Source organism: Paraburkholderia sp. LEh10 (genome assembly GCF_017814945.1).
Taxonomy (GTDB): domain Bacteria; phylum Pseudomonadota; class Gammaproteobacteria; order Burkholderiales; family Burkholderiaceae; genus Paraburkholderia.
On record NZ_JAGIPX010000040.1, the window covers coordinates 45,867 to 58,226 of the forward strand.

Genomic DNA, 12,360 nt, shown 5'->3' on the forward strand with positions numbered 1-12,360 from the left:
CCCGATGACCGAGACTCCCCCACTCCCGCAGAAACAATGCGCGCTGCGCGTCGTCCCGCAACCCTCGGATGCGAACGTCCACGGCGATGTGTTCGGTGGCTGGATCATGGCTCAGGTCGACATTGCCGGCTCGATTCCGGCGAGCCGCCGCGCGAACGGCCGCGTCGCGACCATCGCGGTCAACTCGTTCGTGTTCAAGCAGCCGGTGTTCGTCGGAGACCTGCTTAGCTTCTACGCGGATATTGTAAAGACGGGCAATACGTCGGTGACGGTTGCCGTCGAGGTCTACGCGCAGCGTATGAGCCTCGCAGAAGAGACAGTGAAGGTCACGGAAGCAACCCTCACGTATGTTGCGACGGACAGCGACCGCCGCCCGCGCGCGCTGCCTCAACTGGATTGAGCTCGACGCGCCGCGCGCCATTCTGGCGCGTCGTTCGGCGCGGCGTCAGGCGTTCGCCGCGGCCTCGTCGGCATTCTCCGCGGCGCTCTCGACGCTACGCTGCAGCATGCCGGGAATCGCGTCGTGCGGCATCGGCTTCGCAAAAAAATAACCCTGCATCTCGTCACACGCGCGCTCCTTGAGGAAGTCGAGCTGCGTCGATGTCTCCACGCCTTCCGCAATCACCTGCAGATTCAGCGAGTGCGCGAGCGCGATGATCGCGGACGTAATCGTTTCATCGTCCGACGATTCGCCGATATCCGACACGAACGATCTGTCGATCTTCAGGCGATCGACGGGGAAGCGCTTCAGGTAACTCAGGCTCGAATAGCCGGTGCCGAAGTCGTCGATGGCAAGACCGATGCCGAGCGCGTGCAGTTCGTTGAGCATCGTCACGGCTTCTTCCGCGTTGCGCATGATGGTGCTCTCCGTCAACTCGAGTTCCAGATACTGCGGTTCGAGCCCGGTCTCTTCGAGCACCTGCGTGACGAGCTTGGCGATGTCGCGCTGCTGGAACTGCCGCGCCGACAGGTTCACCGACACCCGCGCGGGCGGCAGCCCTTCGTCCTGCCACGCCTTGTTCTGCCGGCACGCTTCGCGCAGCACCCATTCGGACAGCGGCCCGATCAGCCCGCTTTCCTCGGCGACGGGAATGAACTGCGACGGCGGAATCAGGCCGGCTTCCGGATCGCGCCAGCGCACCAGCGCTTCCATGCCGACCACCTGCCCCGTTTCGATATCGACCTGCGGCTGATAGTGCAGCAGAAACTCGTTGTCGCGCAGCGCGCGGCGCAGACGCCGTTCCATGTTCAGCCGCGCCCCCGCCGATACGTTCATCTCCGGCTGGTAGAACTGGAACGTGTTGCGGCCCATGTCCTTCGCGCGATACATCGCGAGATCGGCCTTCTTCATCAGTGTTTCGGCGTCCTCGCCGTCCTGCGGGAAAAGGCTCGCGCCCATGCTGCAGCCGACGTACAGTTCCGTGCCGTCGAGCCACACGGGCTCCGAGATCGACGCACGCACGCGCTCCATCCATGCGATCAGCGACTGCTCGTCGACGGTATCCGTCATCACGATCACGAACTCGTCGCCGCCGTGACGCGCGACCGTGTCGCTCGCCCGCGCGCAGCGCGCGAGACGATCGGCCACCACCGACAGCAGCCGGTCGCCGACGCTATGTCCGAGGCTGTCGTTGACGTTCTTGAAGCCGTCGAGATCGATGAACACGACGGCGAGGCCCTTGTGATGCCGCCGCGCGACGATCAGCGCATGTTGCAGCCTGTCGCGCAGCAGATAGCGGTTGGGCAGGCGCGTGAGGCTGTCGTAGTTCGCCTGATACTCGAGCTGTTCCTGATAGCGGATCAGCGCCGTCACGTCGTTGATGACGGCGATATGGTGCGTGGTCTGCCCATCGGCATCGGGCACGGGCGCAATGTATAGCTGATTCCAGAACAGCGCGCCGTCCTTGCGGTAATTGCGCAGAACCGCGCTCACCTCGCGGTTCGCCGCGAGCGCCTGGCGGATTGCCTCGATGCCCTCCTGATCGCGGTCGTCGCGCTGCAACAGGCGGCAGTCCTGGCCGATCACTTCCTGCGGATCGTAGCCCGTGATGCGCTTGAACGCCGGGTTCACATACTCGATCAGGTTGCCTTCCTTCGAGGGTGCCGTAATCAGGATCGCGTTGACGCTCGCGTCGAGCGCGCGGCTTTGCAGACGCAGCGCGAGGTCCGCGCGCTTGCGCTCGGTGACGTCCGTATAGGAGCCGAGCACGCCGATCACGCGGCCATCGCCGTCGGTGAAGGGGAGCTTGCTCGTCACCGTCGTGCGATGCACGCCGTCGATCACCACGTCGACTTCGAAGTTCATCTTCGGCACGCCCGAGTTCATCACTTCGAATTCGTGGCGGCGCAGCTCGCCGGCGAATGCGCGCCACGGCATGTCCTCGTCGAGCTTGCCGATCACCTGCTCCGGATACGCGAGGCCCGCGTCGCGCGCGAACGCCATGTTGCAGCCGAGATAGCGCAAATCCTTGTCCTTCCAGAAAATGCGCTGCGGGATATTGTCGATCACCGTCTCCAGCATCTGGTTCGAACGCTGGGCTTCGGCTTCGGCGTTGATCTGCTCGGTGACGTCGTCGGCAAGCACGAAGAGCGCGGGGCGGCCCATGAACGTCATCGCGTGATACGAAATGTCGGCGCTGATCAGCGAGCCGTCCTTGCGGCGGTGATGCCAGATGCCCGCCATCGTGCGCGGGCCGCCCGGCGTCGAGTCGCTGCGCAGCAGGTGCGATTCGAGACGAGCAATCTCGGCGTGCGGGCGGATCGCGTGAATCGTCATCGAAAGAAACTCGCTCTCCGCAAAGCCGTACTGCTGGACGGCGGCCGCGTTGACGGCCAAAAAGCGCAGCGATTCGCGGTCGAAGATGTACATCGGCACGGGATGCTCGTCGAACAGGCCGCGAAAGCGCTCGTCGGTGCGATGCAGCGCCCGCGCGATGCGCAGCTTTTCGCGCGCGACGCTTTCGCGTGCGCCGAACGTGTAGATCAGGAGCGCGCTGCCCGTGAGCATCGTCACGATCAGCAACAGCATCGCGTACTGCGAATCGTGCATCGACTGTTCGAGCGCGGCTTTCAGTGCGCGGTCTTCCTGCTCGCGCACCGCGTCCATGCGCGCTTCGAGCCGGTTGACTTCCATCCCGAGGCGCGTATAAGTCTGCGCGGCCCACGCGCGCGAACCGTCCTGCTCCGGCGCGTTGGTCTTCGCGAGGGCGAGCGCGATGTCCTGCTGGAGCCGCTTGCCGTCGGCCGTGAGCTGGACGAGCGCGGCGGCGATGAGCGGCTCGCTCGCCAGCTGATCGCGCAGCGCCTTGTCGAGTTTCGCGAGCGACGCCGACATCGCCGCGACGGCATCGGCGGGCGCCGGCTGCGCCCGGGCCTCGTAGCGCCCGAGGACGCCCAGGCCATCCTCGAGCGTCGCGCGATAGGCTTCCAGGTTCTGACGGATGCCCGTCGAGCGGACCGTGCGCGCGTCGGCGTCACGCTGTCCGCGAATCTGCGTGTACGCGACGAAGGCGTTCGCGCCGACTGCCGCGACGACGACGGCCAGATTGATCAGCAGGCGCTTCGATAGAAAAGAAATCATGGTTCCGAACGTCGTTCGATCCTGCAGGCAGGGCGCGCGGGAGAAGCCGTTCAACTGCGGCGCGCGCCGGCAACGCGGATGCAACAGACGTAGCCGCGCGCAACGCTTGACGCGCCAACCTTTGGATAACGGCAGCATTCGGACAAGATTGAGGGCAAAAGACGAAAAATCTTCCGCCGCATCAGCCAGCGAGGCCGAATTCCTTCATTGCGGGCAGGAAATCGTGGTTGCTCGCCGCCTTGCGCGACAGTTTGGCAAGCACGTAGCGCTGGAACGCGTCGAGCCGCGCCCAGTCGTCGGCGCTCGGCAGGTTGAGACTGGCGAGCTTCGCCTGCTGCAGGACGCTGTCGGGCACGACTGCAGTGTCCCGCCACGCCGGGTTATCCTCGGGCGTGAACCACTCGGGCTCGACGTTCGCGTGAGTGCGCAACATCTCGAACAGCGCGTGATCGAAGTTCGGCTCGATCTGCGTGTCGTCTTCGACGGGAAAGCGGGCCAGCAGCACGCGATCTTCATACGGCAGCGTCTGCCACTGTTCGAGCGAAATGCGCAGCCCGAAGCGGTCGAGATTGAACCGGACCACCATCGGGATGAATTTCAGATTCTCCGAAGATTCGACCTCGAAGTTGAACAGCAGGGGCGCGTCATTGAGTCCCATGGCAGATTCCTCTTGTTCGGCGGACAACGTACTAGGCCGGTCTGAGGTATTTTAGAACCTTATTCGCGACGCGGCGGCGCTGCCGCCAGGTTGCTGCATCAATACAGGAGTCAGCAGGTGAACGAACTGGATACGGGCGAACAGCCGGGCGTGGTCGAGCAGCCGGTGCGCCGGCACCGCGGCGGCACGGTCGAAAGCGTCGCCGATCATGTCGGCCAGGAATGGCCCGTCGCGCTCGTCTTCAACGGCATTTCGCATGCGGTGATGATGTGCACGCCGCGCGACCTGGAGGAGTTCGCGGTCGGCTTCGCGATTTCGGAAGGGATCGTCGAGCGCGGCGCGCACATTCAGGACATCGAGGTCGAGTTTCGCGACGGCAAACTGCCGCATGCGGAAGTGCAGCTGACTGTCGTTCAGCAGGCGTTCGTCGCGCTGAAGGAAAAGCGCCGCGCGCTGTCGGGGCGCACGGGTTGCGGCGTGTGCGGGATCGAGAGCATCGATCTGCTCGATCTGACGCCCGAGCGCGTGCCCGACACGGGCTTTCTGCAGCGCCTTGCGCCGGACGCGATCGCCCGCGCCGCGAAGGAGTTGCCCGCGCACCAGGCGCTGACGAAGATGACGGGCGGCCTGCACGCCGCCGCGTGGTGCGACGCAACGGGTGCGATTCGCTACGCGTTCGAGGACGTGGGCCGCCACAACGCGCTCGACAAGCTGATCGGCCGGCTGGCGCTGGACCGCATCGATACGAAGGACGGCTTCGTGTTCCTGTCGAGCCGCGCGAGCTACGAGTTGGTGCGCAAGGCGGCGCGCGTCGACATTCCGATGGTCGCGACGATCTCGGCGCCGTCGTCGCTGGCGATCACGATTGCGCGCGAAGCGGGCGTGCGGCTCGTGAGCTTTTGCCGCGAATCGAGCTTCGTCGATTACGAGACGGTCTGACGCCGGATTCGTCCGGATTTGCCGCGCCGCTCCGCCGTTACTTCGCGCTCAGTTGAACTGGCGGAAATCCGGCTTGCGCTTCTCGAAGAACGCCTTGAAGGCTTCCTTCGCTTCAGGCGCGAGCAGCATCTTGGCGAAATGCACGGCCTCGTCGGTCATTTGCGCCTGCAGTTCGTGCTGTGCGGCGCGCTTCATCAGCTGCTTGGTCACGCGCAGCGACGACGCGGGCAGCGCGGCCAGCTTCTGCGCCTGTTGCAGCGCGAACGCATCCACTTCGGCGGCGGGGAGCAGCCGGTTCACGAAGCCCATGCGCTGTGCTTCATTGGCATCGAACGGTTCGCCGAGCATCAGCTTCTCGGCTGCCGCCTGATAACCTGCGACGCGTTGCAGCAGCAGCGACGATGCCGCTTCCGGGCACAGGCCCAGCTGCGAGAACGGCAGCGAGAATGTAGCGTTGTCGGCGGCATAGACCATGTCGCAATGCAAGAGCAGTGTCGTGCCGACACCGACCGCCGCGCCCGCGACCGACGCCACCAGCGGCTTTTCCGCCGAGCTGATCGCGCGCAGGAACCGAAACACGGGCGCTTCCTCGCCGACGGGCGGCTTCTTCATGAAGTCTTCGAGATCGTTGCCGGCACTGAAGATGCCGACGCTGCCGCGGATCAGGATCGCGCGGACCGTGGCGTCGGATTGCGCTTGCGCCAGCGCGTCCGCCATCGTCTGGTACATCGCCGATGTGATGGCGTTTTTCTTGTCGGGACGGTTGAAGGTTATCGTTTGCACGTCGGCTGTGCGTTCGATCAGGATGTCCATCGGTGTCTCCTATTTGCCCTGCGCGGGCAGTTCGCGATTCGGTTTGCTCTTGGCTTTGGCGGGCATCCGCGATGGCGGTTTGTTTTGCCCCTGCGCGGGCATCCCGCGATGGCGGTTTGTTTTGCCCCTGCGCGGGCATCCCGCGATGGCGGTTTGTTTTGCCCCTGCGCGGGCATCCGCGATACCGCCTCGCGGCGCGGGCGTTGCCCCTGTGCGGGGCGGCACCTACTTTCTTTGCCGCGGCAAAGAAAGGAGGCAAAGAAAGCCGCTCACGCCGCCAATCCTTGTTCCTACCCACGGGCTCTCAACGGCCCCGCACTTATTGCGCTAGCGTACCGGCGAGCGCTCGTTGCCAACGTGCTGGCTAACGCCTCACCCGCATCTGGCGCTTGCGCACCGACATACGGCGCCAAACATCTCACCGCCCTTGTCAGCGTGGGGACGTTGAGGGCCCCTGGGCAGGTGCTGTACTCGGAACGTTGGGGGCCCGTGGGTAATCGTCAAGCGGCTCGGGGTGAGCCCGCTTTCTTTGCTTACTTTCTTTGCGGCGGCAAAGAAAGTAAGTGCCGCCCCGCACAGGGGCAACCTTCGCGCCGCGAGGCGCATCGCGGATGCCAGCGACAGCGGCAAAACAAACCGCCATCGCGGGATGCCCGCCGCAAGGGCAAAACAAGCCGCCATCGCGAATGCCCGCGAAAGGGCAAAACGACAGCAGCAAATGCAACTCCGCCCATCAAACTCTCTCGATAATCCCGGCAGCCCCCATCCCGGTCCCCACGCACATCGTCACCATCCCATACTTCAAATTCCGCCGCCGCAGCCCATGCACGACGGTTGCCGCACGAATCGCACCCGTCGCGCCAAGCGGGTGCCCCAGTGCAATCGCGCCGCCGATCGGATTGATCTTCGCCGGGTTAAGACCGAGATCGTTGACCACCGCCAGCGACTGCGCCGCAAACGCCTCGTTCAGTTCGATCCAGTCGATATCGTCCTGCTTCAAACCCGCCGCCTTCAACGCAGCCGGTATCGCTTCCTTCGGGCCGATGCCCATGATCTCCGGCGGCACGCCGCGCACCGCAAAACTCACGAAGCGCGCGAGCGGCGTCAGGTTGAACTGCTTGAGAATCTTCTCCGACACGACGATCAGCGCGCCCGCGCCATCCGACGTCTGCGAACTGTTACCCGCCGTCACCGAGCCCTTGTTCGCGAACACAGTGCGGAGTTTCGCAAGACCCTCCATCGACGTATCGGCGCGCGGGCCTTCGTCGAGCTTCACTTCCCGCGTCTTCACCTTCACTTCGCCCGTCGCGAGATCAGGGAAACGCTCAGTGATCGTGTACGGCGCGATCTCGTCGTTGAACTCGCCCGCCTCTTGCGCGGCAATCGCCTTGCGGTGCGATTCGACCGAGAACCGGTCCTGCTGCTCGCGGCTCACCTTCCAGCGCTCCGCGACTTTCTCCGCCGTCAGGCCCATGCCGTATGCAATGCCCACGTCTTCATTGCGATCGAAGATGTGCGGCGACAGCGACGGCTTGTTGCCCATCATCGGCACCATGCTCATCGACTCGCAGCCGCCCGCGATCATCACGTCCGATTCGCCGACGCGAATGCGGTCCGCCGCCATCGCGAGCGCCGTGATCCCCGATGCGCAGAAACGGTTCACCGTCACGCCGCCGACCGTGTTCGGCAGTCCCGCCAGCAACGCGCCCATGCGCGCGACGTTCAAGCCCTGCTCGGCCTCGGGTATCGCGCAGCCGACAATCGCATCTTCGATCAGCGACGTGTCGAGGCCCGGCACCTGCGCGACGGCCGATCTGATCGCGTGCACCAGCAGTTCGTCCGGGCGCGTGTTTCTGAACATCCCGCGCGGCGCCTTGCCGATCGGCGTGCGGCTCGCGGCGACGATATATGCATCCTGCAATTGCTTGCTCATCTAATGCTCCTTTGTCGGCCAGAAGTGGCGCCTCAGCGCGTTACTCTGGCCCCATGCAATGAATCGCGACGCTCAGTTGCGCACCGGTTTGCCCGTTTGCAGCATGCCCATGATCCGTTCCTGCGTCTTTTGCGTGCCGAGCAGTTCGACGAATGCGCGGCGCTCCAGCGCCAGCAGCCATTCTTCGTCGACCAGGCTGCCCGCTTCGACGTCCCCGCCGCACACGGCTTCCGCGATACGGCTCGCGATCAGATAGTCGTGATCGCTGATGAAACGGCCGTCGCGCATGTTCACGAGCGACGCCTTGATCGTCGAAATCGCCGAGCGTCCGGCCACAGGCACCTGCGTCACGCGAAGAGGCGGACGATAGCCCGCGGCCGCCAGCGCGCGCGCTTCCTTCTTCGCGGTGTCGAGCAGTTCGAACACGTTGAAGACGATCGTGTCGGACGGCTTCAGATAGCCCATCGCGCGGGCGTCGAGCGCGGAGCCCGAGACCTTGGCCATCGCGGCGTTTTCGAACGACTTCTGCAGGAACTTCAGCAGATCGCTGGTCGCGCCGACTTGCGTCGCGGCTTCGGCGGCGCGCAGTGCCGCTTCCTTCAGGCCGCCGCCCGCGGGCACGAGACCGACGCCCACTTCGACGAGGCCGATATAGCTCTCGATATGCGCGACGCGCTTCGCGCTATGCAGCAGCAGTTCGCAGCCACCGCCGAGCGCAATGCCCGACACGGCCGCGACCACGGGCACGTTCGAATACTTCACGCGCAGCATGCCCTGCTGGAATTTCTTCACGAACGGCTCGATGCCCTTCGCGCCGCCCATCATGAACGCGGGCATCGCTTCTTCGAGATTCGCGCCCGCCGAGAACGGACCGCCCGGCGCGCCGAGCTTCAGCGAGGTCGGCTGCCAGATCACGACGGCCTTGTAGTCCTTCTCGGCCGTCTCGATTGCCTGCGTCAGGCCGTCGATCACCGACGGCCCGATCGTGTTCATCTTGCTCTTGAACGACACGATCAGCACGTCGTTCTCGCCAGCGCGATCGTCGACCCACGCGCGCACTGCGTCCGTTTCGAACACGGTCTTGCCATAGGTCTTCGGATCGGCGCCCGTTTCACCGGCGACCGGCGCGCGGAACACCTGCCTGTCGTACACGGCCAGCGACGAGCGCGGCACGAAGCGCTGCGCAGCCGGCGACCACGAGCCTTCGTTCGTGTGCACGCCGCCTTTTTCGGCGACGGGACCTTCGAGCACCCACGCGGGCAGCGGCGCATTCGACAGCGCCTTGCCTGCCGCGATGTCTTCCTGCACCCACTCGGCGATCTGCCTCCAGCCCGCCGTCTGCCAGCCCTCGAACGGACCTTCGTTCCAGCCGAAACCCCAGCGGATCGCGAGATCGACATCGCGCGCGTTGTCGGCAATCGACTCCAGATGCACGCCGATGTAGTGGAACACGTCGCGGAAAATCGCCCACAGGAACTGCGCATGCGGATGCTGCGTTTCGCGCAGCAGCTTCAGGCGCTCGGCGGCCGGACGCTTGAGAATGCGGCCGACCAGTTCTTCCGCCTTCGCTCCGCCGTCGACATAGCTGCCCGTCTTCGCGTCGAGCACCTTGATCGCCTTGCCTTCCTTCTTGTAGAAGCCCGCGCCCGTCTTCTGGCCGAGCGCGCCCTGCTTCACCAGTCCGGCGAGTACAGCGGGCGTCTCGTAGACGGGGAAGAACGGATCGTCGGCGAGGTTGTCCTGCATCGTCTTGATGACATGCGCCATCGTGTCGAGGCCCACGACATCCGCCGTGCGGAACGTCGCCGACTTCGCGCGTCCGAGGCGGCTGCCCGTCAGATCGTCGACTTCATCGAAGCGCAGGCCGAACTTCTCGGCCTCCTTGATCACCGCGAGGATCGAGAAAACACCGACGCGGTTCGCGATGAAGTTCGGCGTGTCCTTCGCGCGCACGACGCCCTTGCCGACCACGCTCGTCAGGAACGTTTCCAGCTGATCGAGAATTTCCGGGCGGGTCGCCGTGGTCGGAATCAGTTCGACCAGGTGCATGTAGCGCGGCGGATTGAAGAAATGCACGCCGCAAAAGCGCGCCTTCAGCTCGTCGGCGAAGCCTTTCGACAGCTCCGTGATCGACAGGCCCGACGTGTTCGTCGCGAAGATCGCGTTCGGGCCGATATGCGGCGAGACCTTCTTGTACAGGTCATGCTTCCAGTCCATGCGCTCGGCGATCGCTTCGATCACCACGTCGCACTCGGCGAGTTTCGCGATGTCGTCGTCGTAGTTTGCGGGCTGGATGTATTGCGCGTCGTCCTTCACGCCGAACGGCGCGGGCGACAGCTTCTTCAGGTTCTCGATGGCCTTCAGCGCGATGCCGTTCTTCGGGCCTTCCTTGGCGGGCAGATCGAACAGCAGCACGGGCACCTTGGCGTTGATCAGGTGCGCAGCGATCTGCGCGCCCATCACGCCGGCGCCGAGCACGGCGACCTTGCGAATGATGAGATTGCTCACGTCGTTTCTCCGGAGAGTGATGCGGTGTCGAGAGTGGCCGCGCGCGGACGGGTTCGGAGCGCGGCATGTGTGAGAGGCCGGTGCTGCGCGGCGCGATCGTCGAGCGCCGGCAGCCGGTAGCGTCAGAACAGCGCTTCGTCGACTTCCATCAACGTCTTCGAACCGGCGCGCGCGGCGCGGATCGTCGAGGCCGTTTCGGGCAGCAGCTTCGCGAAGTAAAAGCGCGCGGTCGCGAGCTTCGACTTGTAGAACAGATCGCCGGAGGCTTCGTTGTCGAGCGCGATGCGCGCCATGCGGGCCCAGAAGTACGAGAACACCAGATGGCCGACCGTGCGCAGATACGGCACGGCGGCAGCGCCGACTTCGTCCGGGTTCTGCATCGCCTTCATGCCGATTTCCATCGTCAGCTTCTGGACCTTGTCGCCAATGTCCGCGAGCGGATTGACGAACTCCTGCATCTCCGGCTTGATCCCTTCGGCTTCGACGAAATCCGTCACGAGCTTGCCGAACTTCTTCAGCTTCGCGCCCATGTCGCCGAGCACCTTGCGGCCCAGCAGGTCGAGCGACTGGATCGTGTTGGTGCCTTCGTAGATCATGTTGATGCGCGCGTCGCGCACATATTGCTCCATGCCCCATTCGGCGATGTAGCCGTGGCCGCCTAACACCTGCATCGCGAGGTTCGTCCCTTCGAACGCGTTGTCCGACAGGAACGCCTTCAGGATCGGCGTGAGCAGCGCGACGAGATCGGCGGCTTCCTTGCGGACCGCTTGGTCTTCATGCGACAGCTCCTTGTCGATATGCAGCGCCGCCCAGTACGAGAACGCGCGCGCGCCTTCCGCGTACGCTTTCTGCGTGAGCAGCATGCGACGCACGTCGGGATGGACGATGATCGGGTCGGCGGCTTTTTCGGGCGCCTTGGGGCCCGTCAGCGAGCGCATCTGCAGACGCTCCTTCGCGTAGACGAGCGAGTTTTGATACGCGACTTCCGTGAGGCCGAGGCTCTGCATGCCGACGCCCAGGCGCGCCGCATTCATCATCACGAACATCGCGTTGAGGCCCTTGTTAGGCTCGCCGACCATCCAGCCCTTCGCGTTGTCGAGGTTGATCACGCAGGTCGCGTTGCCGTGGATGCCCATCTTGTTTTCGATCGAGCCGCACTTCACGCCGTTGCGCTCGCCGGGGTTGCCGTTCGCGTCCGGCACGAACTTCGGCACGATGAAAAGCGAAATGCCCTTCGTGCCATGCGGCGCGTCGGGCAGACGCGCAAGGACGAGGTGAACGATGTTCTCGGCGAGATCGTGCTCGCCGCTGGAGATAAAGATCTTGGTGCCGCTGATCGAGTACGAACCGTCGCTGTTCGGCTCGGCCTTCGTGCGCAGGATGCCGAGATCGGTGCCGCAATGCGGCTCGGTCAGGCACATCGTTCCCGTCCATTGGCCCGACACCAGCTTCGGCAGATACGCCTGCTGCAGTTCCGGCGTGCCGTGCGCATGCAGGCACTCGTATGCGCCGTGCGACAAGCCCGGGTACATCGTCCAGGCCTGGTTTGCCGAATTCAGCATCTCGTACAGCGCGTTATTGACGAACTTGGGCAGACCCTGGCCGCCGTACTCTGGATCGCAACCGAGCGCGGGCCAGCCCGCCTCGACATATTGCCGGTACGCCTGCTTGAAACCCTTCGGCGTGGTGACGACGCCATCGCCTTCGTACTTGCAGCCTTCCTGATCGCCGCTCTGGTTCAGCGGAAACAGTACTTCCGAGCAGAACTTGCTGGCTTCCTCGAGCACCTGGTTGATCGTGTCGGCATCGAGATCGGCGTGCTCTGGCATCTGCTTGATCTCGGCTTCGACGTTCAGCAGCTCGTGCAATACGAATCGCATGTCGCGCAGCGGCGCGGCGTACTGTCCCATGAGTCTCTCCAATCAATCC

General features: G+C 64.4%; 8 protein-coding genes. 2 read left to right on the forward strand and 6 right to left on the reverse strand.

Annotated elements, in window-relative coordinates:
- Positions 1–4 precede the first annotated feature (4 nt).
- Positions 5–400, forward strand: coding sequence for an acyl-CoA thioesterase (locus tag J8I87_RS28215; RefSeq protein ID WP_209935387.1), 396 nt, complete (start codon positions 5–7; stop codon positions 398–400).
- Positions 401–445: 45 nt separating this feature from the next.
- Here the strand turns inward: J8I87_RS28215 and J8I87_RS28220 are convergent, their stop codons facing one another.
- Positions 446–3,580 (reverse strand): EAL domain-containing protein, encoded by a 3,135-nt coding sequence (locus tag J8I87_RS28220; RefSeq protein WP_209935388.1) that lies wholly within the window; start codon positions 3,578–3,580, stop codon positions 446–448.
- 181 nt (positions 3,581–3,761) lie between these two features.
- A complete protein-coding gene (locus tag J8I87_RS28225) occupies positions 3,762–4,238 on the reverse strand; it encodes a nitrate reductase associated protein (RefSeq protein ID WP_209935389.1) in 477 nt (158 codons plus the stop codon).
- A gap of 117 nt (positions 4,239–4,355) precedes the next feature.
- On the opposite strand from J8I87_RS28225, the gene fdhD reads away from it, so the two are divergent.
- On the forward strand, positions 4,356–5,177 hold the full coding sequence (fdhD, locus tag J8I87_RS28230; protein WP_209935391.1) for a formate dehydrogenase accessory sulfurtransferase FdhD: 822 nt from the start codon (positions 4,356–4,358) through the stop codon (positions 5,175–5,177).
- A 48-nt stretch (positions 5,178–5,225) separates the two neighbouring features.
- On the opposite strand, the gene J8I87_RS28235 is transcribed toward fdhD, so the two are convergent.
- The 4 genes from J8I87_RS28235 to J8I87_RS28250 all read right to left on the reverse strand — a co-directional run bounded on the left by J8I87_RS28235 (position 5,226) and on the right by J8I87_RS28250 (position 12,341).
- Complete coding sequence (locus J8I87_RS28235; RefSeq protein ID WP_209935392.1) at positions 5,226–5,990, reverse strand: enoyl-CoA hydratase; 765 nt, start codon at positions 5,988–5,990, stop codon at positions 5,226–5,228.
- Between the two features lie 733 nt (positions 5,991–6,723).
- The gene (locus J8I87_RS28240; RefSeq protein ID WP_209935393.1) at positions 6,724–7,923 is read right to left on the reverse strand and encodes an acetyl-CoA C-acyltransferase; all 1,200 of its coding nucleotides are present in this window, start codon (positions 7,921–7,923) and stop codon (positions 6,724–6,726) included.
- 72 nt (positions 7,924–7,995) lie between these two features.
- Positions 7,996–10,431, reverse strand: a complete 2,436-nt coding sequence (locus J8I87_RS28245) for a 3-hydroxyacyl-CoA dehydrogenase/enoyl-CoA hydratase family protein (RefSeq protein ID WP_209935394.1) — start codon at positions 10,429–10,431, stop codon at positions 7,996–7,998.
- Positions 10,432–10,553: 122 nt separating this feature from the next.
- Complete coding sequence (locus J8I87_RS28250) at positions 10,554–12,341, reverse strand: acyl-CoA dehydrogenase C-terminal domain-containing protein (RefSeq protein WP_209935395.1); 1,788 nt, start codon at positions 12,339–12,341, stop codon at positions 10,554–10,556.
- Positions 12,342–12,360: the final 19 nt, after the last annotated feature.

What these genes read in the sequence shown, in the direction of transcription:
- J8I87_RS28225 (WP_209935389.1), bottom strand. Translation starts at nt 4,238, where the DNA reads ATGGGACTCAATGACGCGCCCCTGCTGTTCAACTTCGAGGTCGAATCT.
- J8I87_RS28250 (WP_209935395.1), bottom strand. Translation starts at nt 12,341, where the DNA reads ATGGGACAGTACGCCGCGCCGCTGCGCGACATGCGATTCGTATTGCAC.
- J8I87_RS28235 (WP_209935392.1), bottom strand. Translation starts at nt 5,990, where the DNA reads ATGGACATCCTGATCGAACGCACAGCCGACGTGCAAACGATAACCTTC.
- J8I87_RS28240 (WP_209935393.1), bottom strand. Translation starts at nt 7,923, where the DNA reads ATGAGCAAGCAATTGCAGGATGCATATATCGTCGCCGCGAGCCGCACG.
- J8I87_RS28220 (WP_209935388.1), bottom strand. Translation starts at nt 3,580, where the DNA reads ATGATTTCTTTTCTATCGAAGCGCCTGCTGATCAATCTGGCCGTCGTC.
- J8I87_RS28215 (WP_209935387.1), top strand. Translation starts at nt 5, where the DNA reads ATGACCGAGACTCCCCCACTCCCGCAGAAACAATGCGCGCTGCGCGTC.